This window comes from Thalassospira sp. (genome assembly GCF_040218635.1).
In the GTDB taxonomy this organism is placed as follows: Bacteria; Pseudomonadota; Alphaproteobacteria; order Rhodospirillales; family Thalassospiraceae; genus Thalassospira.
Window position 1 is genome coordinate 435,461 of sequence record NZ_JAVJRB010000012.1, and the last position, 26,286, is coordinate 461,746.

The 26,286-nt window shown below is 52.4% G+C and carries 23 protein-coding genes; 11 read left to right on the plus strand and 12 right to left on the minus strand.

Translation table 11 applies throughout. The features are described 5' to 3' along the window. Positions 1-88 precede the first annotated feature (88 nt). The 3 genes from RIC05_RS15990 (at position 89) to RIC05_RS16000 (ending at position 2,064) form a co-directional block, all read left to right on the plus strand. The gene (locus tag RIC05_RS15990; RefSeq protein ID WP_350045651.1) at positions 89-781 is read left to right on the plus strand and encodes a hypothetical protein; all 693 of its coding nucleotides are present in this window, start codon (positions 89-91) and stop codon (positions 779-781) included. A gap of 86 nt (positions 782-867) precedes the next feature. Continuing rightward, complete coding sequence (locus tag RIC05_RS15995; RefSeq protein ID WP_350045652.1) at positions 868-1,401, plus strand: hypothetical protein; 534 nt, start codon at positions 868-870, stop codon at positions 1,399-1,401. Between the two features lie 384 nt (positions 1,402-1,785). Continuing rightward, entirely contained in the window at positions 1,786-2,064 is a 279-nt protein-coding gene (locus tag RIC05_RS16000) for a tyrosyl-tRNA synthetase (RefSeq protein ID WP_350043751.1), read from the plus strand. A 37-nt stretch (positions 2,065-2,101) separates the two neighbouring features. On the opposite strand, the gene RIC05_RS16005 is transcribed toward RIC05_RS16000, so the two are convergent. Next, positions 2,102-3,262: a PA0069 family radical SAM protein gene (locus RIC05_RS16005; protein ID WP_350045653.1), complete on the minus strand. Its 1,161-nt coding sequence runs from the start codon at positions 3,260-3,262 to the stop codon at positions 2,102-2,104. A gap of 75 nt (positions 3,263-3,337) precedes the next feature. Continuing rightward, positions 3,338-4,975 carry an inverse autotransporter beta domain-containing protein gene (locus RIC05_RS16010; RefSeq protein ID WP_350045654.1) on the minus strand — a complete coding sequence of 546 codons (1,638 nt, stop codon included), beginning with the start codon at positions 4,973-4,975 and terminating at the stop codon, positions 3,338-3,340. A gap of 318 nt (positions 4,976-5,293) precedes the next feature. On the opposite strand from RIC05_RS16010, the gene RIC05_RS16015 reads away from it, so the two are divergent. Beyond that, the gene (locus RIC05_RS16015) at positions 5,294-5,926 is read left to right on the plus strand and encodes a LysE family translocator (RefSeq protein WP_350045655.1); all 633 of its coding nucleotides are present in this window, start codon (positions 5,294-5,296) and stop codon (positions 5,924-5,926) included. A 54-nt stretch (positions 5,927-5,980) separates the two neighbouring features. Here RIC05_RS16015 and RIC05_RS16020 read toward each other — a convergent pair whose 3' ends face one another. The 4 genes from RIC05_RS16020 to RIC05_RS16035 form a co-directional block, all read right to left on the minus strand. Further along, entirely contained in the window at positions 5,981-6,139 is a 159-nt protein-coding gene (locus tag RIC05_RS16020) for a hypothetical protein (protein ID WP_350043755.1), read from the minus strand. A gap of 1 nt (position 6,140) precedes the next feature. After that, a complete protein-coding gene (locus RIC05_RS16025; protein ID WP_350045656.1) occupies positions 6,141-7,715 on the minus strand; it encodes an L-lactate permease in 1,575 nt (524 codons plus the stop codon). Between the two features lie 180 nt (positions 7,716-7,895). Beyond that, complete coding sequence (locus RIC05_RS16030; protein WP_350045657.1) at positions 7,896-8,915, minus strand: LLM class flavin-dependent oxidoreductase; 1,020 nt, start codon at positions 8,913-8,915, stop codon at positions 7,896-7,898. A gap of 174 nt (positions 8,916-9,089) precedes the next feature. Then, the gene (locus tag RIC05_RS16035) at positions 9,090-10,010 is read right to left on the minus strand and encodes a LysR family transcriptional regulator (protein ID WP_350045658.1); all 921 of its coding nucleotides are present in this window, start codon (positions 10,008-10,010) and stop codon (positions 9,090-9,092) included. A 122-nt stretch (positions 10,011-10,132) separates the two neighbouring features. Here RIC05_RS16035 and RIC05_RS16040 point away from each other — a divergent pair, with 122 nt between their 5' ends. Then, complete coding sequence (locus RIC05_RS16040) at positions 10,133-11,494, plus strand: MFS transporter (RefSeq protein WP_350045659.1); 1,362 nt, start codon at positions 10,133-10,135, stop codon at positions 11,492-11,494. A gap of 67 nt (positions 11,495-11,561) precedes the next feature. Here RIC05_RS16040 and RIC05_RS16045 read toward each other — a convergent pair whose 3' ends face one another. After that, positions 11,562-12,560 (minus strand): cysteine synthase A, encoded by a 999-nt coding sequence (locus RIC05_RS16045; RefSeq protein ID WP_350043759.1) that lies wholly within the window; start codon positions 12,558-12,560, stop codon positions 11,562-11,564. Positions 12,561-12,700: 140 nt separating this feature from the next. Then, positions 12,701-13,321, minus strand: coding sequence for an NUDIX domain-containing protein (locus RIC05_RS16050; protein ID WP_350045660.1), 621 nt, complete (start codon positions 13,319-13,321; stop codon positions 12,701-12,703). Positions 13,322-13,611: 290 nt separating this feature from the next. Here RIC05_RS16050 and RIC05_RS16055 point away from each other — a divergent pair, with 290 nt between their 5' ends. The 3 genes from RIC05_RS16055 to RIC05_RS16065 all read left to right on the plus strand — a co-directional run bounded on the left by RIC05_RS16055 (position 13,612) and on the right by RIC05_RS16065 (position 17,494). Beyond that, positions 13,612-15,243 (plus strand): diguanylate cyclase, encoded by a 1,632-nt coding sequence (locus RIC05_RS16055; protein WP_350045661.1) that lies wholly within the window; start codon positions 13,612-13,614, stop codon positions 15,241-15,243. Positions 15,244-15,335: 92 nt separating this feature from the next. After that, positions 15,336-15,845, plus strand: a complete 510-nt coding sequence (locus tag RIC05_RS16060) for a GNAT family N-acetyltransferase (protein ID WP_350045662.1) — start codon at positions 15,336-15,338, stop codon at positions 15,843-15,845. A 188-nt stretch (positions 15,846-16,033) separates the two neighbouring features. Continuing rightward, positions 16,034-17,494, plus strand: a complete 1,461-nt coding sequence (locus RIC05_RS16065; protein ID WP_350045663.1) for an aminoacyl-histidine dipeptidase — start codon at positions 16,034-16,036, stop codon at positions 17,492-17,494. 55 nt (positions 17,495-17,549) lie between these two features. On the opposite strand, the gene RIC05_RS16070 is transcribed toward RIC05_RS16065, so the two are convergent. Next, positions 17,550-18,905 carry a DnaJ domain-containing protein gene (locus RIC05_RS16070; protein ID WP_350045664.1) on the minus strand — a complete coding sequence of 452 codons (1,356 nt, stop codon included), beginning with the start codon at positions 18,903-18,905 and terminating at the stop codon, positions 17,550-17,552. Positions 18,906-19,089: 184 nt separating this feature from the next. Between RIC05_RS16070 and RIC05_RS16075 the strand changes: the two genes are divergently transcribed. Together RIC05_RS16075 and ykgO are read left to right on the plus strand one after the other, a co-directional pair. Further along, positions 19,090-20,136 (plus strand): phosphoethanolamine methyltransferase, encoded by a 1,047-nt coding sequence (locus RIC05_RS16075; protein ID WP_350042769.1) that lies wholly within the window; start codon positions 19,090-19,092, stop codon positions 20,134-20,136. 148 nt (positions 20,137-20,284) lie between these two features. Then, positions 20,285-20,410, plus strand: a complete 126-nt coding sequence (gene ykgO / locus RIC05_RS16080; protein ID WP_007090004.1) for a type B 50S ribosomal protein L36 — start codon at positions 20,285-20,287, stop codon at positions 20,408-20,410. A 104-nt stretch (positions 20,411-20,514) separates the two neighbouring features. On the opposite strand, the gene RIC05_RS16085 is transcribed toward ykgO, so the two are convergent. The 3 genes from RIC05_RS16085 to RIC05_RS16095 form a co-directional block, all read right to left on the minus strand. Then, positions 20,515-22,371 (minus strand): adenylate/guanylate cyclase domain-containing protein, encoded by a 1,857-nt coding sequence (locus RIC05_RS16085; RefSeq protein ID WP_350045665.1) that lies wholly within the window; start codon positions 22,369-22,371, stop codon positions 20,515-20,517. Between the two features lie 124 nt (positions 22,372-22,495). Then, positions 22,496-24,346 carry an adenylate/guanylate cyclase domain-containing protein gene (locus tag RIC05_RS16090; RefSeq protein ID WP_350042767.1) on the minus strand — a complete coding sequence of 617 codons (1,851 nt, stop codon included), beginning with the start codon at positions 24,344-24,346 and terminating at the stop codon, positions 22,496-22,498. 45 nt (positions 24,347-24,391) lie between these two features. Next, positions 24,392-24,829 (minus strand): Lrp/AsnC family transcriptional regulator, encoded by a 438-nt coding sequence (locus tag RIC05_RS16095; RefSeq protein WP_350045666.1) that lies wholly within the window; start codon positions 24,827-24,829, stop codon positions 24,392-24,394. A 164-nt stretch (positions 24,830-24,993) separates the two neighbouring features. Between RIC05_RS16095 and RIC05_RS16100 the strand changes: the two genes are divergently transcribed. Further along, entirely contained in the window at positions 24,994-26,076 is a 1,083-nt protein-coding gene (locus tag RIC05_RS16100; RefSeq protein ID WP_350045667.1) for a saccharopine dehydrogenase family protein, read from the plus strand. Positions 26,077-26,286 lie beyond the last annotated feature (210 nt).

The following is a 26,286-nucleotide window of genomic DNA, read 5'->3' on the forward strand; positions in this document are numbered from 1 at the left end:
TAAAAGTATACAAAAATTAATATGTAGCGTTGTTTTTTGTACGTAATGTATGGTACTGGGGTTGGGTAAATCAGGAGTGATGGCAACCTTGGCAGCAATAATTCACGTCAAACTTACGGGCGAAGGCGACTTTGGGCCGGTGGATCTCGAATGCGCGATCCCGCCTGCGCGCCTGCCCGTTGTTATGGCAGCGTTGTTTGGGCAGCCTATGCAGGTTCCGGGTGTTTCGCTGTCTGATGGCATGTCGGGGAATGGTGTGCCTCAACAAGGGGGGCAATACCCGTCGCGTTTGCATGTGCCGAGACAGGATTCGGGGCAGTCCGGTGGGGAGCATTTGGGTGGCGTGACACCAGGCGGGGCTGGCAATGACGGGCCCCGTGGTGGATACGACAGGTTTGGTGTCGGGGGTGAAGTGCTTCAGAAGACGGCAGGTTCAGCATATGCATATGATCCGGCTGGGGGCGTTGATCCTGGTGCCTTTCTCACAAGTTTTCTTGGGTCTCTTGGTGATTTGATTGGCCGTATGCAGCCGCGTGGTTTTGCCGAAACCATTTTGGTGGCGGCAATCTGGCTGCATTATCGGGATGGGCGGGGCTTTATCACACGTGATGATATTCGTCGTGTTTTACGCCGTCAGGAACATGTGCGGATGCCACGAAATTTCAGCCGTGATTTCCATGTGGCATTATCACGTGGCTATCTTGAACCGGTTGAAAATGAAGACGGATATGTTGTCTCCGGGGCGGGATATCAGTGGTTTCGTCTGGAATGTCGAAAATAGTACAAAATGTCGAAAAATATGTTGACTGAATGTATGGTTGATGTATCGTTTTTACTTAGGGACATAAAAACGGGTGGGACAGAACGATGCGGGAATGGGAAGCCAGAACAAGCTGTCGGGTATGGCGTGGACGTTACGTGATCCGTGGGGACGTTGATCGTATCGCCAGTGACTTTGTTGAACTTCAAAAGAACCGTTTTCCGGGGCTTGAGACCCGTAAGGTTTCGCTCAAGGTTGTTGCCATGGCCGTGATGTCGGTTTTGGCAGAAGAATGCTGTGAAGACGGGGTGACAGCAGCGGAGCTTTCCTTCCTTTTGACCACCTGCCTTGGGATGCCGATTTCACCAACCCGCATTGAAAAAGAAATGGCGGGTCTTTCTGGCATGGTCTGGACGGGCGAGTGGGGCGGTGAGACGCTTTACGTCATGGAAAAATGCGGACTGCGTTTCTTTGACAATGCCCGCAATCTGGCCCTTTCAGAAAATGACAATGTTGTGCGGGATGAATCTGCCAACACACAATCGGGCGAAGATGCTGCCGAGGTGGCCGGAACGCCAATGATCAGTGCGTCCATGGTCAAAAGCCCGGCACCCCATGCACGGTACCGCGTTGTCAGCTAAACAGTTTCTGACAAATACCCAATTCAGCACCCGTTGGTTCGTCCGGCGGGTGTTTTGCGTTATGGGTTCGGGCGCATAGGGGCGCGTATTTAGCGATCTGGCGTCTGTGTCATCCAGATCAGGTAAAACGGGCTTGTACCGTTATGCTTTTGTCTGCTGCCATGACGTTGCTGCATAAACAGGCTTGACGGACCTTGTTTTCGGCCTTATCCATTTTGGTATGGAAAACGCGATCATTCATCACAACGCCTATTTTACGTCGTACACATAGTACGGCGCGTGTTGATTTGTATCTGATCAAATGAAAACAGGCTGCCACAGGGCGGCCTTTTGTTTTTCATCCCCGGTTTGCCCTTGGTGGTCCCACCACGAAGGAAAACCGAAATGACCCATCTCTCTGTTAATGACCGTATCCCGGCACTTGAATTCGCGCCTGAGGCCCTGAAAAACGGGATCGAAGTCATCTCGCTTATTCTGATGGCGGGGTTTGCCAAAACAAGTGCCGAAGCCCACGAACTTGTTATGGGCGGCGTGGTATGGATCGAAGAAAAGCAGATATCTGATCCGCAACATCAAGTTCTTAGCTATGCCTTTGATGATGGGGAAATCTTGCGGCTTTCGGTTGGTGCCGGCAAGCAGACAACGATCCGGCGCATCGGATGAGCCTTTTGAATTGTGCGGGGCGGATGTTGGGATACCCCTAAAACAATGACATCTGCCCGTCTGCGTTGGGGCGTTTGAAGCCTTTGCAATCAAGATCAAGGGATCTTCCGGTCAGGCTGTGCTTTTTGCGGGCTGCTTTGAAGCGATTGGCAATCAGATCGGCAATCGGGCCGGTGCCGCGCATGCGGGTGCCAAATTCTGATTGGTACATTTCGCCGCCGCGCATTTGCCGGATCAAAGACAGGACTTTTGCCTTGCGTCCGGGGTAATGGGCTTCAAGCCATTCTTCAAACAGATCGGCAATTTCAAGCGGCAGGCGCAGCACGATATGGCTAACCGATTGCGCCCCGGCATCGGCACAGGCGGCAACGATGTTTTCAATTTCCGTGTCATTCAGGCCCGGAATGATCGGCGCACATAATACGGTAACCGGAATGCCGGCATCGGTCAGTTTGCGAATGGCATCAAGGCGCCTGTGCGGGGCCGATGCGCGTGGTTCAAGCAGGTTCGATAACCTGTGATCAAGGCTTGTGACCGACATCGCAACCGATGCACGGTTCTTGGCGGCCATTGGTGCGATCAGGTCAATGTCACGGGTGACAAGGGCACTTTTAGTGATCAGGGAAAAGGGATGCTGGCAATCAGACAGGACCCCGATAATTGATCGGGTCAGTTTTTTATCGCGATCAATTGGTTGATACGGATCGGTACTGGTGCCAATCACAATCGGTGCAGGGGAATAACTGCGCGCTGAAAGCTGTTTGCGCAAAAGATTTGCTGCATCCGGTTTCCAGAACAGCCTGGTTTCAAAATCAAGCCCCGGCGATAGGCCAAGATAGGCGTGTGTTGGCCGTGCAAAACAATAAACACAGCCATGCTCACACCCCCGATAGGGATTGATCGAACGATCAAACGGTACATCCGGGCTTTGATTGCGGGTGATGACACTGCGTGCACCATCAATGCCAAGGGTGGTTTTGATGCGCGGCGGTTCGTCACCAAGCAACTGGTTGATCCACCCGTCATCAACCGATTGATGGACATGGCGTTCAAACCGGCCATCGATATTTGACACTGCGCCGCGGCCTTTTTGGCTACGCGCTGGAAGAAGATCCGGATTGGAATTCGGGTCATACCAACCTTCGCCGGGAAGGGCTGTTGTTAGGGCGTCCGATGATGGTCCGATGGTGTTTCGCATATGGAAAACACTAAAGAACAAAATAGGAACATTCAAGCAAAAAGCACCATGATCAAGTTTACGGGCATCTTCATGTCAGGGGCATGTTGTGCCATTTGTTAAACTGATTGAGCCGGTATTTGTTCCACCGCCAACACTGCATGTGCTTAAATTGCCGCTGTTCCCGGAGCCGGAGAGATTTGTATTGTTACTGTTAAAGAATATCAGGTGGTTGTTTGTCGCCCCGCTGACATTGAGCGTATTATTCTCGAATACGAGGTTGTCTGATCCGACTGCTGAGAGAGCGTAGGCAAAGTTACTATTGCTGCTGGTTGTGATCGTGTTGCCGCGAATGACGGTATTTTGTGCGTTCCCCAGAACCTGTATGCCAAAGACCGTGTTGTCCGTTGCGGTGGTGGTCAAGGTGCTGTTGATAATTTCAACGTTATCCACGCCGTCAATCCGCACCGCTGTGACCGCCTCTGTTGCGGGGCCTGAAACAGTAACAGTAACGCCAACAAGGCGACTGTTGGCGGCCATATTGAAAATATGGTGCGGCGTGCCGAAGCCGACCGGAGGGGCGCCATCGCCGCTTAGGCTGGCGCCCGGTGTGGTGATGGTCACAGTGCGACCGGAAGGTGTTTTAACATCAAGATTGCCCGTTCCCATGATGGTTTGGCCATCCTGCACATCAAGGCGGTCGTTGACATTGGTAAAGCTGCCGTTAAGGACCACGGTTGAATTGGCACCGGCGGTTGATATGGTGTTGGCAAGGTCGGTGCTTGACGTTGTTGTGCTGCTGACAAGCGTAATGGCGTTACCGTCGGCCGTGCTGGTGATTTCCTCGGCCTCGGTGAATTGCCCGGCCTGACTGACGATATCAATGTCGCGGATGATCGGATCGGTCATCCGCCGTTCCATCGCGGTAAGTTTGGGTTTCGGGCTGTCACCAAACCCCTGTAACGGAATGCGCAACCGGAAACTGGCAAAACCTTGGGTGCCACGCGGATCGTCATGCTGGATTTCTGCCCCCAGCGAAAAGCGCGATCCTTCCCACAGAAACGGGATTTCATGAAAGGTCAGGTCAAGGCGTCCGCGAGGCCCCTGCACCGTGTCGACATTTTTTTCGGTAAAGCGATAGCCGCCAGCATAGGCGCGTAGCTGTTGTCCGGCATCGGTATCAAACAGCGGAACACGCCAGCCAATTTCGGTATCAAAGCCGCGAAGGGCACGTTCCTCGCCTTGGGAGTACATGATCGACGCGCCGGAGAAATCGACGGTGCTAAGACTGTCTTCCATATAGTTCGTGGTGCCAACTGGAACATAGCCATTGGCACGAAAATCCCAATCCATCGACAGGGCCTCGACCCCAACGGTGACCTGATTGAATTTATTGCCATACGGGCTGTGGCGGCGGTCAAAATACCCGTATCCGCCAATATTCCAGCCATTATCCAGCATTTGACGGATGCCAAGGCCAAAGTTGCCCTCATGGCTGTTATTGTCATCCATTCGTGCGCGTATGCTGCCAAAGCTCAGCGTGTCGTCATCCTGCCAAAGAGGGATGAACAGATCCGTCTCGCCAAGGTTTCGATCCGTCCCGGCTTTGCCTTCAAGATCGATATGCGGGCCCCATTTTTCGGGTTCATCCGGTGTTTGTGCATGGACGCCAGAGGCAGCCAAAATCGTCGAGCCAAACAACAATCCAATCAGGGTGGTTTTTTTTATACGCATCACAAAATCTGGGCAGCAGGCATCATTGCGCAACAGCAAGAGGCTGCCGCACTGTGATGCATCAGGGGGATAAACGCGTGGGAATTATAGTGTCCCGCTCATGCATGACTGTTTGTCATGTCTTTGTTTTCTTGCGGTAAAGTTACCGACAAAGACCAGCGCGAACCACAGATATTCTTTATCGTTTTCGCAAAAGTTATCATTATCCGAGGGCGGGAAAGATGAAAGTTGCATCAATGTATGGCGACAATTGCGGCCTTGCCGGTTTTTACAATCCATTTATAGTTTGATAACGAACCTTGCCATGGAGCCACGCCGATGGATTGGACACAGTTTTTAAGTTTTGCGCTTGTGACGTCGCTTTTGGTGATGTCGCCCGGACCCAATGGTGTTTTGATTGCCAAAACCGTCCCGACTTCAGGGCGTGCAGCCGGGTTTGCCAATGTGGCGGGCTTTGTAACGGCCTTCTACATCCACGGGACGCTTTCGATCCTTGGTATATCGGTTATTCTTGTGCAGTCGGCACAGGCTTTCATGGTCGTGAAATTGCTGGGGGCAGCGTATCTTTGCTGGGTCGGGTTCAAGGCATTGCGAGATGCCTGGCGCGGTGTGAAAACGGTTGCAGAAGTGGCACCGGCCAAACGCAAGCGCACGCTTGTTGTGGCATATGGTGAAGGGTTTTTAACCAATGCGCTGAACCCGAAAGTTTCGATTTTTTATCTGGCAGCTTTCCCGCAATTCATCCCGGTGGGTGAGGGTGCGGTTGGATCGGCCTTTATGCTGGTCTGCGTGCATGCCGCGATCAATGCAATCTGGTTCGGAGCCATGATCATGGTGTTGGCGCGGCTTACCCGCTATGCGGCAAGCGGGCGTTTTCAGCGCGCGCTTAAGGCAACCACGGGTGCGGTGTTTATTGCATTTGGCATCAAGCTGGCGGTATTGCGCCCGTAAGGATTTGGGTGGCGAATTGATCCGGCCCGTCGGTATTTGATGCCGGCGGGCTTTTTATTTACCCGCAATGATCAGCGCCATGACGGCGGCAAACAGGGCCAGCAGGATATCGCTTGCGGCACTGCTGCCCATTGCAAAGGCCTCGAACGCTGCGATCGGTAGAATGATCGAGGCGAGAACCAGAAACACCGGATTGAACAATTTCTGTTTCATTTTACGCACCTCCAACCATGTTCGCGATGAGCAACATTCCAAGTGCCATGAAACCGCAAAGGGCGGTGAGAATCACACCCGTTTTAAGAACAACTGAAAGCACCGGTCCTTCTTTACCCGAAAGCCCGACGGTCGAGCAGCCGACAAGGATTTTTGATGGGGCCAGCATACTGCCAAGAGATGCGCCCGTCGCCTGTGCTGCCAGAATAAGGGCGGTCGAAAGCCCGGAAAGCTCGGCGGTATGGCGCTGGAACATGCCAAACACGACGTTGGAATTATTGGTACTTCCGGTCATGAAAGCGCCTAGCGCACCAATCGCAGGTGAAATCACCGGATAGGCAATGGCAAAGCTTCCCGAAAAGATCGCAGCGCCGCCTTCTGCCAAGGCATAGGTCATACCGGCATGATCCATGATAATGGCAAGCCCGATCACGGGCACCATGCCAATACTGGTCGGAAGGCCGCTTTTAAGCGTGCGTTGCCAGATGCGTTTGCCAATGCCGTTATCGTAATGTCCACGGAGTTTGAAGAATGTGAAACTGATCGCAGCGGTATAGAGCAACAGCGCACCGGGATGACCGAAAATGGCAATTGCCTTGGCACTCTGGGCTTCAATGATCCAGCCGGTCGAGGTGACGGTTTCCGGGAAGTCGAGGGTAAAGCGGATATTGCCCAGCAGCATTTCAATGGCGGGAACAAAGGTCGCGAGTGTCACCAGAACAATGAAGACCAGATAGGGAGTGAGTGCTTCGAGAAGTGGCATATGCTGATGATCATCGGCAACCTGTTCGGCGATATCATCAGGATGTGGTTTCCAGAACCGGGTGACAATGATCGAGGTAACAAGGCCCGCAATCCCGGCGGTTAAACCGCCAAGGGTCCAGACCCCGTAATTGGCCATGCAATATTGAACGATGCCCATCACACCGGAAATCAGAACCAGTGGCACAATCCGGCGACGCACGGTTCGGAACCCGCCATCAAGCCACAAAACGGCAGCCCCGCAGCTAAAACCAGACAGTCCCAGAAGGATCGCGGAATAGTGGGTCAGTTCGGAGCCGGGAATGCCGGTCACACCGATCAGGGCTTCGAAAGATGTCGCCATATTGCCAAACAGAACCGACCAGCTATGCCCGATCATGGGGGCTGCCACGGCCAGAACCGGGGAAAAGCCCATGCCCAACAAAATTGGCGCAACCACGGCAATCGGCACGCCAAATCCGGCAACCCCTTGCAGGAAGCTGGCAAAGACATAGCCAAGGATCAGAAGTTGAAGCGGGCGGTCATCGGTCAAGGATCGGATCGCGCGGCCAATTGTTTTGATCGCGCCGGCTTCTTCGGCGGCGAAATACAGGATTAAGGCCGCCCAAACGATATAGAGAATATAAAGGGCCAGCATCACGCCTTTGGCTTGCGCGATGACCAGCATTTCGGTTGGTGCGCCAAAGAAGAACACCGCGATAATGACGGTAACAAACCAGGCCGCAGCGCCCGCGCGTGCAGCCCCCCAGTTTGCTTTGATCATTAGAAACAGGATTGTTGCAATCGGCAATGCTGCCAACAAAAAATCGCTCATGGAAGGCGCACCATAACCTTTTGAAACAAAGGAACTGTCGTCAACAATCTGACGGGACGCGCATATTGTCCGAGCATGGATGCAAGTGCAAGTAGTGTGAGTTGGTATTTCGTATGATGAAACGAAAATGCCGGGATCGGAAGGAACCCGGCATTCGTATTTTGGCGTGTGTGGTGTGGCTTACGCGCAATCTTGCGCGCTGCTTTGCGCGTTCATTTCGTTAAACAGATCAGCCGCCATTTCAAACGATTTCCGACGCGCAGCCTGATCATAGATATTTGCTGTGACCATAATTTCATCGGCATTGGTCATATAGGCAAATTCACGCAGTTTTTGCGCGACCGTGTCACGCCCGCCGATTGCGGCATAGCGCATGGCATGATCAACCCCGGCCTTTTCAACCCGGTTCCAGATTTCGCTCATATCTTTGACCGGTTTGGGCAATTGACCCGGAACGCCGCGCCGCAAATTCAGGAATTGCTGCTGCATCGAAGTCGCCAGATATTGGCCTTCTTCGTCACTATCGGCGGCAAAGAAACCCATGGCGGCAATTGCGTAAGGTTTATCAAGCTGATCGCTTGGTTCGAACCGGTGGCGATAGAGCGAAAGAGCATCCATCAACATGTCCGGGGCAAAATGCGAGGCAAAGGCAAAAGGCAGGCCCAATCGTGCGGCAAGGTCTGCTGAAAACAGGCTGCTGCCCAAAAGCCACATCGGGACTTGTGATCCATAGCCCGGTACCGCGCGAATGGGCGGATTGCCTTCCAACGGAGCCAAGAATGCCTGAACCTGCAAGACATCCTGAATGAAGCGTTCTTCGGATCCATGCATGTCACGCCGCAAAGCGGCTGCCGTTCGTTGATCGGTGCCCGGTGCGCGCCCGATGCCAAGATCAATCCGGCCGGGATGCAGGGCATCAAGGGTGCCAAACTGTTCGGCAATCACCAACGGGGCGTGGTTGGGCAACATCACACCACCGGACCCGACACGGATGGTTTTTGTTCCTGCGGCAACATGGGCCATGACCACGGATGTTGCCGCACTGGCAATGCCGGGCATGTTGTGATGTTCTGCCAGCCAGTAACGATGGTAACCAAGCTTTTCAGCATGTTGGGCAAGATCAAGTGTGTTGCGCAAGGCATCAGATGGATGTTCGCCCGCATTTACCGGGCAAAGATCAAGAAGGGAATATCGGAGCATCAACCAGACTTTCGGTTCGGTGCAGGCCAGTATGGAAAGGCGCACCTGATTTCACAGTTGGCATTAATCTAGCCTGAAATGACGGGCGTGCCAGTCCCCAAGCGAAATGGTGGGTCATGTCGCGTGTTGAATGGGCGCAAATCTGTTTGGAAAAGTGTGCGCAAACTGCCCATTCTATGTGGAGGCGTCGTCTTCGACCGGGATTGTTTTGCGATGGGCAGCGAGTGTCCGGTTGACGAAATTACGAAGGGCGATGGAAATATCATTGCTGCGATAGGCCAGTGACAATTCGGCAATCGGCACATCGCCATCAATCTCGCGATAGACAACGCCATTGGCCTGAAGCTGTGTCATCGGTTTTGGCACCAGTGAAAAACCGAGTTCAGCCGCCACGAAATTAATTACCGATCCGAGCTGCGGTGCGGACTGGCCCAGATGTGGTTCAAACCCCGCTGTGCGACAGGCGGAGACGACCTTGTCGAAATGGGTTGGGCCAACGGCACGCGGGGTCAGGATCAGCGCATCTTCAGCCAAATCGGCAAGGGCGACTTTTTCATGCCGGGCTGCTGGATGACCGGCGGGCAGGACCAGAACCATGGGTTCGGATGAAATCACATGAAGGCGAATACCGTCGCCTGCAATCGCATCCTGACGCAAGAAAACTGCATCAAGGCGTTCTTCCTTTAATCCTGTGACAAGCTGGGCTGAGTTTGCTTCTTCAAGCGTAATATCAACACCGGGATAAGTCCGGCGGAAATCGCGAAAAATGCGCGGGACGGATGGACTGAATGCGGCAGAGGCCGTGAAACCAACGCGGATGGAGCCAACTTCGCCGCGCCCGGCACGTTGGGCCGCACGGATGGCCCTATCGGCCAGATCGGGGAATTGCGCAACCACGCCCAAGAAGGCCGATCCTGCTTCGGTCAGTTCCGCACCATGCGGGACCCGGTGAAACAGGGCAGTGCCGATTTCAGTTTCAAGATCGCGGATTTGCTGACTAAGCGGGGGTTGTCCGATGCCGATGCGCGCCGCGGCACGGGTAAAATTGCCTTCGCGGGCAACGGCAAGGAAATAACGGATATGGCGCAGTTCCATGATCGGGAGTCTTTCGGTATAGCCAAAACATATCAAGAATGATTGTTCCATATATTGGACGGATGGGTGTTGGAATGCAATCATAAGAACTGCCTTACGAACCATTCCAAACGAGGTCGCAAATGCCTGTTTCTCGCGACAATGACCCTGAGCCACATTCTGCCGGTCGTGCTGATACGGCACACCAAACTGACACGTCGCCCCAACGTGCCCAAAACCCACTCGCGTCCACCAACGCCAAGACACCTGCTGAACCGGTTTGGATTACACCGGGATCAGCAGCCTTTCGCCGTATCAGCATCGCGCTTTTCCTTGCCGGTTATGCGACCTTTTCCCTGATTTATTGTGTTCAGCCACTTTTGCCGGAACTGGCCAATCATTTTGCCGTCGGGCCTGCCGAAAGTTCACTGGCATTGTCACTGACGACCGGATTTCTGGCCTTTGCCATATTGCTGGCGGGGGCCGTTTCCGAGGCAGCCGGGCGCAAGCAATTGATGCTGGTGTCGATGTGTGTTGCATCTATCCTGAATTTGATCGCGCCGTTTCTATCGGACTGGCACGCGTTTTTGGTGGTTCGCGCCCTTGAAGGATTGATCCTTGGGGGTGTTCCCGCCGTTGCCATGGCCTATCTGGCAGAAGAAATCGATCCCAAGGGCCTTGGCATGGCGATGGGCATTTATATCAGCGGAACCGCGATTGGTGGTTTAAGCGGCCGTGTTGTGATTGGGTTTCTAACCGACCTGTTTGGCTGGCATGTTGCCTTGGGCGCGATGGGGGCACTTGGTCTTGTTGCCGCCCTTGGATTTGCTTTTTTGTTGCCAGCTTCGCGTAATTTCGTTCGGCGTCCGGGGTTTCAGGTGCGCTATCACTTGCGCGCATGGAAGGGGCATTTAACCCATGCCGGGTTGCCGTTTGTATTTTTGACCGGCGCCTTTGCCATGGGGTGCTTTGTCACGGTTTTTAACTATGTCGGCTTTCGGCTTTCAGATGCGCCTTATGGGCTGAGTCAAAGTCAGGTCGGGTTGATTTTTGTGGTCTATCTGTGCGGGTCGGTTACGTCATCCATTGCCGGCGCATTGTCTGACAAATTGGGGCGCGGTCCGGTTTTGGTCGTGGGGTTGCTTTTGGCAGGGGCCGGTGTTGCGCTGACCATGCTGGAAAGCCTGATCGGGATTATTGGTGGTATTGTTGTTCTGACCAGCGGATTTTTCGTTGCGCATTCTATTGCCAGCGGCTGGGTCGGCCGGTTGGCAAATGGTGCAAAAGGCCATGCATCATCGCTGTATCTTTTGGCCTATTATCTGGGTTCAAGCATCATGGGATCAGCTGGCGGCTGGTTCTGGGCGCATGGCGGGTGGAATGCGGTGGCGGGCTTTGCAGGCATGTTGCTGGTTGGCGCGCTTTTGTGCGGGCTTTATCTGTGGCGGTTGGCATCGCAGGCGGCACAGAGTGTGCCGGGTGTTGTAGGGGCCCAAGCCAATTGAATGTCTAAAGAAAACCCCTGCCAATGTGATGGCAGGGGTTTTGGCATTCAGGCCGTGTCGTGCAGGCTTAAAGCCACGCGGGGGTCGGTAGGCCTTTTTCCTTGAGGAACTCTGGGTTCCAAAGTTTGCTTTGATAGCGGGTGCCAAGGTCACACAGAACGGTGACGATGGTTTTGCCCGGACCGAGTTCGCGGGCAAGGCGCACCGCACCGGCAATATTGATCCCGGTGGATCCGCCCATGCACAGGCCTTCTTCCTTCAGAAGGTCAAAGACGATTGGCAGCATTTCTTCATCCGAAATCTGGAAGGGGTGATCAATCTCGACACCTTCAAGATTGGCGGTAATGCGGCCTTGGCCGATACCTTCGGAGATCGAGCTTCCTTCGGATTTCAGTTCGCCAAATTTGTAATGGCTGTAAAGCGCTGCCCCCATCGGATCAGCAAGGCCGATCTGGATGTTTTTGTTACGCTCTTTTAAGGCAAGTGAAACACCGGCAAGCGTGCCGCCGGTTCCGACTGCGCAGATAAAGCCATCAACCTTACCGTCCGTCTGTTCCCAGATTTCAGGGGCGGTGGTGTCAATGTGGCCCTGGCGGTTGGCGATGTTATCGAACTGATTGGCCCAGATCGCGCCATTGGGTTCGGATTGCGCCAATTCTTCGGCCAGACGGCGCGACACATGAACATAGTTGTTCTGATCGCGATATGGAACAGCCGGAACTTCCCGAAGGTCGGCACCCAGAAGACGTAAGAGGTCTTTCTTTTCCTGGCTTTGGGTTTCCGGGATAACGATCACGGTACGATAGCCAAGTGCGTTGCCGACAACGGCAAGGCCGATTCCGGTATTGCCTGCTGTACCTTCAACGATCACGCCGCCCGGTTTTAATTGACCGCGGGCTTCGGCGTCACGAATGATGGCAAGGGCAGCACGATCTTTGATCGATCCGCCCGGATTTGCGTATTCCGCCTTGCCAAGAATGGTGCATCCCGTCAGCTCGGAAACCTTTTTCAGTTTCACAAGCGGGGTGCGGCCAATGGCTTCGACGGTGCCATTGCGAATGTCCATGACAGACTCCAAACATGGTTGGTTTAAAACTTGATTGATTGTTGATTGAGCCTTTTATACACAAAAGTCAACACAGTTTGAAAATTATAACTTAAAAATAGTGTGAATTAGTGGGTTTGTCGAAAAACACGCAAACGTCGCTAAGCCCCGGCTTCTTTGCGGATGCGGTCGCGATTGATCATCAGCCACTGAACTGCAATGGTCGCGGTTGCATTGCAGAGTTGTCCTTTTCGCAACATGGCAAAGCATTCTTCTGCTGAAACGCGAAAGACACGGATGTCTTCGCCTTCTTCTTCCAAGCCGTGAATGCCACCAGCATGCGTAGTATCAACGCGCCCATAATAAAGGGTGACGGTTTCGCTGGAGCAACCCGGTGTGACATAGAAACGCGAAATGGTTTCAAGCGGGCCAATGATGTCACAACCTGCTTCTTCGATGGTTTCACGTCTGGCAACGTCTTCGGGTTTTTCACCGACTTCAATGATCCCGGCGACAATTTCGGTCAGCCAGATCGGCATGTCGGGATAGTGGTTCTGTACCGACAGGGTGCCGGGACGGAATTGTTCGATCAGAATGACTTCGTCACGGATCGGGTCATAGGGCAGAACCGCAACCGCATGCCCGCGTTCAAGCACCTCACGTTCAAGAACGGCACTTTTGCCACCGTCAAACCTGTCATGTTGCAGGCGATAGACATCCAGTTTGAAATAACCATTCCAGCCGCGTTTGCGGTCAATGATGTCGACGTTTTTTTGATCCATGGTGAGATCGTCCATCCTGAATTTGAATTTTGGCAACTATAAAGGGTGTTGTTTCTGTTGTTGATCGGTTTCGGGTAAGTTTTTATTATCCATATGGATATAATACTTAGACGTATTGATTGTTAATTGCCTCGACCAAGCTTGGAGTCAGGCTGTTCGTCGGAATAGGTAGGGCATCCCTTGGTTTTAATTAAGCCTGATCTGTTGTAATCTGTATGGGTTGAATTTGCGGCGCAGCATGCGCGGTGTGACGCATTTGAATTCAGAGTTTCGGGGGAAACAGGACGTTGATGCGATTTGAACCAACGGAAATCGCACGCCTGTATGGGCGGTCTCGTGTGGGCGTTGTCGTACACAAAGATTTGCAAGCTGTGTATGTCAATGACGCCTATGCGAAGATGCTCGGACGCCGCGATGTTAAGGATTTCATGAGTGAACCTGACATGCGGCAATATATCCCGCCAAGTTTCCACCATGAGGCAGCAAAACTTTCAGAAGGCTATCAGGGGAGCAACGGCTTCCATGGCTGGAAGAAAGTTTACAATATCCGGACTGACGGGACCCCTGTCTGGATGGAAATCAGCGATGAAACGGTCGAATGGGATCAGGGCAATGCTGTTCTGACGACAGCACAGGCGATTGATAATGGCACAACCGCCATGCAGGTTGATCACATGCTTGGCAGATCCTTTATCGGCGTCATGGTTCATCGCAACATGAACGCTCTTTACGTCAATGAATCGTTTGCGCGTCTGATGGGGGCGGAAAGTGCCAGTGGGTTCATGGAGAACCCCGATATTCTGCGTTTTATCCCGGAAGATAACCGCCCGCGTGCTATCAAGCATGTTGCAGATATTCTGAGCGGTGAGCGCCGCGGGGATCGTCATCGCGTGCTTGATATTCTTGATGATGGAAGTTCTGTCTGGCGCGATCTGACCGATGAACGCATTCTGTGGCATGACGGGAAACCGGCCATTTTAACAACCGCGCATGACGTGCGTGAAGAAGTTGAAATGCATCATGAACTGGTGCGGGCGAAAGCCGGCCTTGAAGAAGCCGTCACCGAGGTTATTCGACTGGTGCCATCTGCTGTGGCGATGCTTGATATCGGTTTGAACGTTGTTCATCACAATCATGAATTTGCACGGCTGTTTGGTCAGGAAAAAGCAGCCGGTGACGATCAGGCCTTTGATATCTCTGCCTTGCATGAATGCTGTGCCAAGATGAAGCTGCATGGTCATGGCCATGCAACACTTGATGAAATGCAAACACCTTCTGGCCGGTTGGCTGATATTCGAATGAATATGATGGAAGGGGGCGGTGTCATGGTCTCGGCCACCGACATCACCGATCACAAGCGCAAAGAGCAGATGCTTGATACCCTTGCATCAACCGATCCGCTGACACGCGCACTAAACCGGCGCGGGTTTGAGATTGCGGTTAGTCGCCTGCGCGAAATTCGCCATTTGAAAGACAAAAGCTGGCTGTTTGGCCTGATCATTCTTGATCTTGATTATTTCAAGGAGATCAATGACACATACGGGCATGCAGTTGGCGACAGGATCCTTGAAAAAGTCGCTGAAACGTTGCGTCAGGCCCTGCGTGATGATGACCTTGTTGTTCGTCTGGGCGGAGAGGAATTTGCTGTTTTGTTGCCGTCGGCAACGGCGGCTGTGACCAAACGAATTGGCGAACGTCTGGCAAGCATGATCCGGGCGATCGAAGTGCCAGTGGACAAAGCCGGTGAAAATTTTGCCAAAGTCACGGCAAGCTTCGGGGCGACCGTCGGCGGCGAAGGGCGGCAGAAATTTGTCGAACTGTCTGATGCCATGAAGGTTGCAGATGAAGCAATGTATGCCGCCAAAGAGGCGGGGCGTGACCAGATGATCTTTAAAACCCACGAAAATGAGTCTGATACCTAATCGGGCTATCTGTTTTTTTCCTTTCTTGTAAAATCGAATTTTACACCTGACCGCCATGCGGATGGGGCTACTTGTTTGTGGGAGAATTGCGGATGAACATTCGTGCTATGACCGATGATGACGGGGCCAGCGTTGTTGATATTTATGCGCGGGGTTTGTTGTCGGGAAACGCGACCTTTCAAGATGATGCCGGGACGTGGGAAAGCTGGAGTGCCGGGCATTTGAATGAATGCCGGCTTGTCGCCTGCGATGATGATGGGCGCGTTGTCGGTTGGGCCGGGTTATCAGGGGTTTCTAACCGTTGTGTGTATCGCGGTGTTGCCGAGATTTCCGTATATGTCGATCCGGACTTCCACGGTCAGGGCCTTGGCAAGGCGTTATTGGCCGCCTTGATTGCTGCAAGCGAAAAGGAAGGGATCTGGTCGCTGGAAGCAGGCGTTTTTCCAGAAAACGAAGCCAGTATTGCCCTTCATCACAGGCTTGGATTTGAGACGGTCGGCCGCAAACGTGGTTTGGGCCGTATGAGCTATGGCCCCATGAAAGATCAATGGCGCGATGTGATGCTTTTGCAGCGACGCAGTACGACCGTGGGCGTTGAATAACTTAACTGCTTATGTCGTTCCAATAAGGGTGCGTGAGCTTGTGATTGTCTGATCGCGATTTCCGCATGCTTTGCGCAAAAACACGTAGATGATCTTTAAATTCCTATGCCAATAGGGTAATCAACAAGCTGAACCCGCGAAAACGCATAGACCAAATATACCAAATACACCAACAGGAGAGCGCCACCGTGAACGAGATCAGCAAAATTGCGCCGGTCGCGATTTGGGAGAATTTCCAGAAGCTTTGTGACACCCCGCGTCCGTCGACCAAAGAAGAAGCGGTTCTGCTTCTTCTGGAAAAAATGGCAGATGACAAGGGTTTTGCTCATTTCCGCGACAGCGGTGAGAACCTTGTGATTACGGTTCCGGCAACGCCGGGCTATGAAGATCGTAAAATGACGATCTTGCAGGCCCATGTCGATATGGTGACACAGGCCAATTCCGGTTCGACCCATAACTTTGATACTGACCCGATCCGTATGCTGGTTGAAGGTGAATGGATTACGGCGGATAACACCACCCTTGGTGCTGACAATGGTATTGGTGCCGCCGCAATGATGGGCTTTATGACCGAAGACGGTCTTGAACATGGTCCACTTGAGCTGCTGTTCACGGTTGATGAGGAACGCGGCCTGACCGGTGCGATGAACCTTGAGGCCGGGCGCCTGAAAGGTGACATTCTTCTTAATCTTGATACCGAAGACGAATATGAGCTGTGCGTTGGCTGTGCAGGCGGTGGTGATCTTGTCGCCAGCCGGACCTATAGCCTTGAGGCCGTCGGTGCAGGGCAGGTTGCACGTGAGATTGCATTGACCGGTCTTAAGGGCGGTCATTCGGGCATCGACATTATCCTGGGCCTTGGCAACGCCAACAAACTCATGGCGCGGTTCCTGCGCGGCGCAATTCGCGATTTCGATGCGCGTATCGTTGCCATCAATGCCGGTACGGCGCGCAATGCCATTCCGCGTGAATCTTTTGCCACCATCGTTCTGCCGGAAGGCAATGCTGGGGCGTTTGATGCCGCCCTTAAAACCTTTGCCAGTGAAGTTCAGGACGAAATCGGTGCGATTGAACCGAATTTCGCAATTGCTGCGAAGAATGCCGAACTTCCAGAAAATGCAATGAGTTCGAAGGATTCCAGGGATTTCAACAATGCCTGTGTTGGCGCACCAAACGGTGTTCAGGCCATGAGCACGTCTGTTGAAGGTGTTGTTGAGACATCGATTAATCTGGCAATCATCAAACTTGCTGACGGTAAAGCCGATGTGACGCTTTCGGCACGCAGTTCGATCAATTCGGCACGCGATGCGATCCGTGAAGCGGCTACCGCTGTATTTGAAAACATCGGCGCATCTGTTGAATGGGGCGATGCTTATCCAGGCTGGAAGCCAAACGCGAACAGCGAAGTTGTTGAACTGATGAAATCGGTTCACCGCGATATGTTTGGCAAAGACCCGGAAATCCGCGTTATTCACGCAGGGTTGGAATGTGGTGTTCTGGGATCGAAATATCCGCATTGGGATATGGTTTCGTTCGGCCCGACAATTAAACGCGCACACAGCCCGGATGAATGTGTCCATGTGCCAAGTGTCGCACGTTTCTGGGATTATCTGCTTGCCGCACTTAAAGCGATCCCGGCGAAGGCATAAGGCCGCTGCGATTGCATTTTTTACTAAGTGTTTATGATGCGACTGACCGTTTCGGTCAGTCGCATTTATTCGTTGTGCACCACGTATCACGCGCCGTCGCCCCGTTGCCCGGAACCAGTGCATCAAGGTTTACAAAGCCGGTTTCGCCAAGGGGTGTTTCGATTTCAATCCAGAAATCCTTATTGTCTCCGGCGATATAAACCGTTTCAAACCGGGTAAGGCGACGAATGATGCTGTCATTTACGCTTGGGCCTTTGCGCATGTTCAGGAACTCGCGGTCGACATAATAAGGATCGCGGTCTTCCCCGATCAGCTGTTTGACCTGTTTGGTGATTTCAGTGCCTTGGCGGGCGACCAGTTCGGGTATTTGACGGGTGACAAAGCCCTGACCCGGGCCAAAAGCAATAAGGCCTGCAAAAATCAGAACAAATAGCGGGCTTAGATGCATGAGTGCATCAAACATGCCAGCACGTTTCCATTCATCACGGACGCGGCGGGTGGGGGTGCCATCTTCCAGTCGACGCAAGCTTGTGCGGATTTGCTCGGCAAGGGCAGACCGGTTGGTGCCAATGAAATCAAGTGCCTGCATCAGGACTGCGCGGGCAAGGGGCTTGTTGCCTGATCGTTCAAACGCGGTTGCCTGAACAAACAGCATCTTTGAATTGCCTTCGGGCGGGAGGGTGCCGCCGCGCATATTGCCAAGAATGGCTTTCCATGCCGGGACAAAGCTGCGCCAGCCCCAAAATCCACGCAGCCATGTTTTGAAACTGGCCTTCAATGCCATCCGCTTTGCGCCTTTGGGGGCAAGGTTGGCCGAAATGGTTTCGGTGCGGGACCCGTTCAAAAAACCGCGGACAATCTTAAATTCAACCAGTCTTGGTTGGGCTGATACAACGCCAGTGACAGCGCACTGAATAAACCCTTGGGCATTGCTGTCTGTTTTTTTGCGGTTGTGGCGGCGTGCACCCGGATGAATGTTGCTTTTGCGCGTGTTGGCCTTGGCTTGTTGTTCGCGGTAAGCTTGATTGGCGCGGGCAAATTTGTCTTCGGTGGTCGGTTTTTCTTTTTCCGCTTTGCGCCCTGATCCGGCAAAACCCTGCTTGGTGCGATTGGCATTCTGCGGCCCGGCTGCATTTGGCCCATACCCTGTGCTGCCAGACTTGGCCGACGCACCATTGTTTGCAGAGTTTTTTGCGTTGCCTGCGGCCTGTGCCGGTGGTTTGCGTTCGCCCGTCAGGATTTCATAAGCTTCGGTGATGTCTTTGAATTTGTCTTCCGAATCTGCATGCGCATTGCGATCAGGATGATATTCAAACGCCAGTTTACGATAGGCGAGTTTGATTTCCTTTGCACTCGCGCCCGGTGCAATGTTCAGCATGCGATAATAAATGCCGAGACGGTCATTGTTCATGGTGAAAGAAAATTCCTGTCCTAACGAGGTTCCGGGCGCGAAAATTCAGCTGGTCGCGATATTGGCGACAGCATGGTGTGGTGCAATCATATGGTCGAAATCTTAACACGTTGTCACTTTTGACTAATTGCCATATTTTGCAAGAATCACTTGAGCACGTATTTCGAACAAACAGGTAGATGCCTTGAAACTCAAATTTTGGCAACGCAATGTCGATGAAGACGGCGACATGTCGGAAGAGGACGGACAGTCCGAGGGCGAAGCGTCCGAGTTTGAAATGCCACCGGGCCATCATCTTGGCTTTGGCACACGCATGCGGGCCAAGTGGGAAGGGTATGATGACCCGGTAGAGTATTACCTGCTTCAGCTTGAAATCGATGTCTATGCCGACTGGTTGCGCAAAATGCGCATGTATATGGCGCGTCCGGTTGAGCCAGAGCTTGAAGATCTTGATCTTGACGAAGAAATTGGCCGTTGGCCGCCAGAACGTATCCGGCTTTATGACAAGCTGTTTGATCGCGGGATCATGATTCCCGGTGGTCACGAATACGCGCTTGAACTGGCAAAGCCGCTTGCGCTTGATGAAACTCTGAGCTGTCTTGAGATCGGTGCGAAGCTTGGCGGGGTTGCCCGCATTCTGGCTGATCGATTGGGCGTGTGGGTGACGGCCTTTGAGCAGGACGGCGAGCTTGCACTTCTTGGAATGGAACGTTCTGTTCAGACCGGGGTTCAGAAAAAGGTGCCGGTTCAGACATTCGACCCGTTGCAGCCGGAATTGCGCAAAGGCTATTTCAACGTTGTTTATTCTTTTGGCGAATTGTTCAAGATTCCCGAAAAAACAACATTCCTTGAATCCCTGACCGGTACATTGCGTGAGCACGGGCAGATTCTTTTGACGGATTATGTTCTGACTCGTGATCTTGATGATGCTGATCTGGCAAAATGGTCCAAACTTGAAGATGATGAACTGTTTCCGTGGACGGCGCAGGAATATAAATCACGGCTTGGCGCGTTGAAATGTGATATCCGCATTGCCAAGGATGAGTCGGAAACGCATCTGAAACATGTCAAAACGGCTTGGATGACGATGCTTTCCGATATTCAAAAAAGCGGTTTGGACCCGGATGTGATGGATTATTTGGTTCCAGAGATGGAAATGTGGATGAATCGCGTAAAAATGCTTGAAAATGGAACGCTGGCCTTTTATCGGTTCTACGCAACGATCAACTAATCGCTCAGGTTTCTGACTGCTGCAGGCGACTTTGACGGGACAAGTTCTTTTTTCTGTCGCCGCAACCTGTTTTAAGTGTTGACAGGGGCATGTCGTACTTCTATTTTCCGGCTTCCTCGAAGGGGCCAAGTTTCTAAGGTTTAAGATTATGAAGATCCGGAACTCATTGAAATCCGCTAAGCTGCGGGAAAAAGGCTGCCGTATCGTGCGCCGCCGTGGCCGCGTATACGTGATCAATAAAAAGAACCCACGTTTCAAGGCTCGCCAGGGTTAATTCCCGGTATCTTGTTTCTACAGGTTTTACAAAACGCCGCACCGGTTTATCCAGTGCGGCGTTTTGTTGTTTGTCGTTTTGCGATTGGTGTCGTCTTTCAAACCTTAATCAATGCCATCCAGCGTGACGGTATAAACGGCCGTCGTTTCGCTGCGCCCACGTAGCAGGACTTCTTTGGCAAGAAAGGCGCGGGACGGGTCACTTAGCTGATTGCGTGTGGTCTCACCAATCAGGATTTTTGTCCCCAGTTCCTTATTCATGGCTTCAAGCCGGGCCGCACTATTGACCGCATCGCCATTGACGGTGAAGGACAGTCTGTCTGGTGCGCCGACACTTCCTGCAACCAGCTCGCCCGTATTAACCCCGCAACGGCATCGCAAGGTTATGCCATTGAACTGTTTGGCATGAACAAGTTCCTGCAGCGAGATCGCGGTCTCAAGTGCGGCATCGGCATGATCGGGTAATTCTCCAACCGCGTTAAAGACAGCCAGAATTGCATCGCCCTGATACTGGGTGATGATCCCCTTGTTATTTTCAATAATGGCCGTTGCATCGGCGAAATAGGCGTTCAGGGTATCGACAACGTCTTGGGGGTCTGCCTTTTCGCTCATACTTGTGAAGCCCTGCAAATCAACAAACAGGATGCTGGCAACGCATTTATGTGGTGCGATTGTGCCTGCATCGCTTTCGGAGGCAAGAAGTTGTTCGGCAATTGCTGGTGGCAGGAACTTACCAAACAGCCGTCCAATGCGTTCGCGGTCATTCAGGGTGGCGACCATATGATTAAACGAAGTCGCAGCATCATTGAACTCTGTGACGATGCTTGAAGGGAGCTTGGGAAGGGATCGAAGGTCGCCGTCCTCCAGCTGCCGGGTCGCAGACGAGAACCGTCGTAACGGGCGTGAGAAATAGTGGGCAATGGCAGCGGCCCCGATTAGTGCACTCAGCAGTACCGCAGCACCGATCATAATTAGGTTATCGATGCGACGACCTTCGGTTTCAAAAACGGATGGTTCGAAATGCATGCCAAATGTAATCGGTACTGCCGAAGATTGCAGTGCATCGCGGGTAACAATAATGCTGTAGATCGAGTTGATCTGGACCTGGGAAACATCAAGGCGCTGATCAAGTGCGTATTTAATGCTGTTGCCCAAATCCACGGGGTGCCAGCGCGCGCGTTGTGCAAGGACCGCATCGCCAATTTCATCAATGCGTGGCAGGACACTTGTGGTTTCTTCGATGGTTTTGGGGACAAATGCGGTGTCGTCTGCGCGCATGTTGACCCGTTGCCAGTTTGACAGGCTGGGATGGGCGATAATGTGATCATCGACGATGATAAAGGCCGTGCGCCCGTCGCCTTCTTCCTGTTTTGGAAGGGTTCGCGACAAGCCGGGCAATGTCAGATATTGAATCAACAGACCAAGATATTGGCCATTCTGGAAAACGGGAATGGCTTCGCCGATAACGACCTGACGAAGTGCACTTTGCCAATATGGAAACAGGGTTTGGCTTGGCCCTGGACCAAAAAGCGGGAGCTGTTCAGCAAGAATGCCATCAAGAAGGTCCGCTTTTGTATTCAAAAACTGATGTGTTTTAGGATCATAGCCAAAAAAATCGCCATCGGGTGTTGTCAATCCTATGGCGGCAATGTCCGTCTCACTGGCAATAAGCGAGGAAATATTATCGATCCAGAAGGAAGGGGTTTTGGGATCAACCCGCCCTTCGGCAATTTTCGAGGCAATCCATCTATTACGGTTGGCAAGACGGGTGATGCGATTTTCGACAGCGCGTTCGGCATTGGCAAGATCCGCGCTGGTCATGGTGATCCAAAGATCGCGGGTGTTTTCAATTGTTGTTTGCACGCCGAAATAAAGCGACATGCCAACGCCGCCAACGCTGCTTAGGAGTACCCCGCTGAGCAATACAGCGAAAATTGAAAGGCGTCGTTGACGTCGTGCCATTAAAGTTCCCCTGGGATTGGTCGGCCGTTATGGGACGTTGATCGTCCCGTTCGTGGCCAATTTTGCCCGTTACTTTATGCAACAATGACTTTAAAAAGGGGAAGGCCCATGTTGGGTATTCTCCTTACTTAGTTTTGTCAGACGGAACCGTGTAAAGTCCCGTCATGCTGTGGCGGCCGCGCAACAGGACTTCGCCTGCTTTGATCACCCGGTCCGGTTCTACAAGCAAAACCCGCGTGGTTTCAGAAATCAGAATGTCGGTGTGAAGAACCTTGTTTTCCTGTTCCAGCCGTGAGGCGGTATTGACCGCATCGCCGTGAACGGTAAAGGAAAGTCGGGCCTTGGCACCAACATTACCTGCAACCATCGATCCCGTATTTACCCCGCAGCGGACTTTGATTTTAAGCCCTTCAAAGGTTCTGGTTGTGACCTGCTGTTGAAGGGCAATGGCGCTATCCAAGGCAGCGTCAGCATGGTGATCAAGATCATCAAACACGTTATAGACTGCCAAAATTGCATCGCCCTGGAACTGGGTGATGATACCGCCATGGGATTCGATGATTTGCGTCGCACAGTCGAAATAGTCGTTTAGCATCGCAATAATCTGGTTGGGATCAAGTGCCTCACACATGGTTGTAAAACCAGCGATATCAATAAACAGAACGGTTGCTTCTGATTGTTGAGGGGGCAAGACCCCGGAATCGTTGCCCGATGCCAGAAGTTTCTTGGCAATCGATTGCGGGACGAACTTACCAAACAGGCTGGTGATGCGTTCACGATCATGCACAGCCATCATCATATTGTTGAATGACCGGGCTGCATCGTCATATTCACGAATGCGACTTCCGACGAGTTGCGGGACGTCAACAGATGCGATGTCTTCATCCTCGAACGCGCGCGCAGCAGCGGCAAAGCGTCGAATTGGTTTGGTGAACTGTTTGGACATAAAGATCGCAACCAGGATCGCAAGTACGAGAACACCACCACCAAGAATAGACGCAAGAACAAGGCGATTCCATTCATCATCAAACAGTCGTTCGTCGAAATGCATGCCAATAACCACCGGCGAAATCGGTGCGTTCAGGACCTGCCGGGTGACGATCAGGTGATATTTATCATCAAGATCAAGGCCTGACAGCTTGAGGCCGCCACTCTGACGCGTGTCGTTCTGATCGTTTTTGATGTTCTCGGATTTGCCCAGATTGGCAAGAACCGGATCACCAATGTCATGAATGGTCGGAAGGGGGATCGGGCTGCGTGCTATGTCCGCACCATTGATCAGGGCATTTGCTGTGTTCTCGCCCCAATCCCTTAGGCGCGGATGTGCCATGACACGGTTGCCTGCGATCAGGATAAACGGGGTGCCCGGCAGGTTTTCGCGTCCTCTGAGCAAGCTGTCTGACAGATTGGAAAGTGATAGATATTGAATGAAGGTGCCAACATAGTGCCCGTCATAAAATAGGGGCACCCAGTTTGTCAGAACGGTCCGGTTGAAATACGGGTCCCAGCGCGGAAAGCCGGTGCGATTGGTGATCGGGCCGCGGATTTGCGCCAGTTCGGAAAACAGCATGTCGTCAGCCGGCAGGGTGCGACGGATGTCGCTCATATCTTCGGGGTTAAAGCCGATAAATTGCCGTTCGCCGGTAATCAACCCATAGGCCATGACATCCATGCCTGCTGCCGCAAGCGCGCGCATGGCATTGGTCCAGCCATACTGAAAGCTTGGATCAAGGGATCCTTCGGCGACCTGTTGGGCAACCCAGTCGGATCGTTCATCCACTTCGTTCATGCGTTCATTCATGGTGCGCTGAACTGATGTCAGGTCGATATCCGCCAGCATGACCCAAAGATTTCGGGTGTTTTCAATGGCAGTCCCAAGGCCGACATAAAGGGAAAGACCGACGCCGAAGACACTGGTGCTAATGAAGCCAGCCAACAGGACGGAAAGGACAGAATATCTGCGTTTTGATCTCACTCAGTGTTTCTTTCCGAAAATAGGTTCCCCAACCTTTGGAGCATCTTAGCGGCGATCGAATTTGGTGGAAAGGATGATTGAACTTGAAGTGCGCTTTATTCCGGATAATTCCCCGATCCGGTCCAATACGGCATCCAGTTCCTCGGGGGTATTGGCCGCAACTTCGGCAATCAGGTCATATTCACCGGAAATGGCAAGGCAGCGAATACAGTGCGGAATGTTCTGCAATGCGCCAACAACACCTGCGGATTGCTTTTGTTCAAGCTGGATCATGACTTCGGCGAGCAAAACCGGACGGGCATTATCGCCAAGCCGCACCGTATATCCCACAATGGTTTGCGACTTTTCCAGTCTTTCCAAGCGTTCCTGAACCGCACTGCGTGACAGCCTAACATCACGGGCAAGTGCCGCGGTCGGGATTCGGGCATTTTCCTGCAATCTGGCAATCAGGCGGCGGTCGGTTTCATCAAGCTGACGTTTCATCGGTTCGACCCATAAAAATGACGGGTTATTCAAGTGTTTTAACAGTATTGCCGGGTTGAAAGCGTTAGTCCAGAGGCGGAGCATAAACAGGTCAAAACAACAACATTATCAGGGCGGATAGGGCTGTTTGTTCCATTCCGACCGTTTGTCTGGGAGTTCTAAAAATGAAAAAGATTTTGATTCTTGGTGCCGGTAAAATCGGGCGTATGGCGGCCGTGATGCTTAATGAAAGCGGCGATTATGCGGTAACCTTGGCCGATGCCAATGGCGATATGCTGGAATATTGCGCGCAAGATCATGCCGCAACCCTGATAAAGGTTGATGTTACTGATGAAGCTGCCTTGACCGAAGTCGCGACTGGTTATGATGCGATCTTGTCGACCTGTCCGTTTTATCTGAATGTGGCGATTGCCCGTGTGGCACGCGCGGTTGGTGCATCTTACTTTGACGTGACGGAAGATGTCGAAACCACCCGGGCCATTCGGGAAATTTCCAAGGGTGCCGATGGGGCATTTGTTCCGCAATGTGGTCTGGCGCCGGGCTTTATTTCAATTGCTGCGCATGATCTGTTCAAGCGGTTTGATACGGTTAGAAAGCTGCGTTTGCGGGTAGGTGCCTTGCCGCAAAACCCGACCAACCGTTTGAAATACAATCTGACATGGTCGACCGATGGGCTGATCAATGAATATCTAAATCCATGCGAAGCGATCCTGAATGGCAAACGTGTCGAAGTTTTGCCGTTAGAAGGCTATGAGCGCTTTACAATTGATGGCACTGAGTATGAGGCCTTTAATACATCAGGCGGTGTTGGCGCATTGTGCGACATGCTTGAAGGTAAGGTCGATAATCTTGATTACAAAACTGTGCGCTATCCCGGGCATCAGGAAATTCTGAAAATCCTGATTGAAGATCTGCGCTTGGGCGAACGCCCCGATATGATGAAAGAAATTTTTGAAAACGCACTTCCGGTGACGCAGCAGGATGTGATCGTAATTTTCGCCGATGCAATCGGTACCCGTAATGGCGAGCTGTGCGAAGAAAACTTCATCCGCAAAGTTCACGGCACTGAAATTGGCGGCAAAAACTGGTCGGCAATCCAGATTACGACATCTGCCGGGCTTTGCGCCGTGATGGATATGGTTTTGACCGGGACGTTGCCGGGGGCAGGCTATGTGCGTCAGGAAGAAGTCAAACTAGACGACCTTCTTGCCAACAGGTTCGGCCGTTATTACGAAGCGAATCGTTAAAACGGGTTCCTGAGGGCAAAAATTGGCGTCGGTAAATTAAAAGTCCCTCGGAATTTATCCGGGGGATTTTTGTTTGTTTTGAGGTGTTTAGTAAGTTGCGTTTCATCCAGAATTCCGTGGGCTTCCTTCTGCGTTGATTGACAAAGGCGCACGGGGGCGCTGATCCATGGTCATGGCAGGAAATTTGTGGCAAAGACGTGGTTTGTTAAC

Bases quoted from the DNA above. Each gene is read 5' to 3' on its own strand.
- RIC05_RS15995 (WP_350045652.1), top strand. From the start codon at position 868: ATGCGGGAATGGGAAGCCAGAACAAGCTGTCGGGTATGGCGTGGACGT.
- RIC05_RS16000 (WP_350043751.1), top strand. From the start codon at position 1,786: ATGACCCATCTCTCTGTTAATGACCGTATCCCGGCACTTGAATTCGCG.
- RIC05_RS16005 (WP_350045653.1), bottom strand. From the start codon at position 3,262: ATGCGAAACACCATCGGACCATCATCGGACGCCCTAACAACAGCCCTT.
- RIC05_RS16010 (WP_350045654.1), bottom strand. From the start codon at position 4,975: ATGCGTATAAAAAAAACCACCCTGATTGGATTGTTGTTTGGCTCGACG.
- RIC05_RS16015 (WP_350045655.1), top strand. From the start codon at position 5,294: ATGGATTGGACACAGTTTTTAAGTTTTGCGCTTGTGACGTCGCTTTTG.
- RIC05_RS16020 (WP_350043755.1), bottom strand. From the start codon at position 6,139: ATGAAACAGAAATTGTTCAATCCGGTGTTTCTGGTTCTCGCCTCGATC.
- RIC05_RS16025 (WP_350045656.1), bottom strand. From the start codon at position 7,715: ATGAGCGATTTTTTGTTGGCAGCATTGCCGATTGCAACAATCCTGTTT.
- RIC05_RS16030 (WP_350045657.1), bottom strand. From the start codon at position 8,915: ATGCTCCGATATTCCCTTCTTGATCTTTGCCCGGTAAATGCGGGCGAA.
- RIC05_RS16035 (WP_350045658.1), bottom strand. From the start codon at position 10,010: ATGGAACTGCGCCATATCCGTTATTTCCTTGCCGTTGCCCGCGAAGGC.
- RIC05_RS16040 (WP_350045659.1), top strand. From the start codon at position 10,133: ATGCCTGTTTCTCGCGACAATGACCCTGAGCCACATTCTGCCGGTCGT.
- RIC05_RS16045 (WP_350043759.1), bottom strand. From the start codon at position 12,560: ATGGACATTCGCAATGGCACCGTCGAAGCCATTGGCCGCACCCCGCTT.
- RIC05_RS16050 (WP_350045660.1), bottom strand. From the start codon at position 13,321: ATGGATCAAAAAAACGTCGACATCATTGACCGCAAACGCGGCTGGAAT.
- RIC05_RS16055 (WP_350045661.1), top strand. From the start codon at position 13,612: ATGCGATTTGAACCAACGGAAATCGCACGCCTGTATGGGCGGTCTCGT.
- RIC05_RS16060 (WP_350045662.1), top strand. From the start codon at position 15,336: ATGAACATTCGTGCTATGACCGATGATGACGGGGCCAGCGTTGTTGAT.
- RIC05_RS16070 (WP_350045664.1), bottom strand. From the start codon at position 18,905: ATGAACAATGACCGTCTCGGCATTTATTATCGCATGCTGAACATTGCA.
- ykgO (WP_007090004.1), top strand. From the start codon at position 20,285: ATGAAGATCCGGAACTCATTGAAATCCGCTAAGCTGCGGGAAAAAGGC.
- RIC05_RS16085 (WP_350045665.1), bottom strand. From the start codon at position 22,371: ATGGCACGACGTCAACGACGCCTTTCAATTTTCGCTGTATTGCTCAGC.
- RIC05_RS16095 (WP_350045666.1), bottom strand. From the start codon at position 24,829: ATGAAACGTCAGCTTGATGAAACCGACCGCCGCCTGATTGCCAGATTG.
- RIC05_RS16100 (WP_350045667.1), top strand. From the start codon at position 24,994: ATGAAAAAGATTTTGATTCTTGGTGCCGGTAAAATCGGGCGTATGGCG.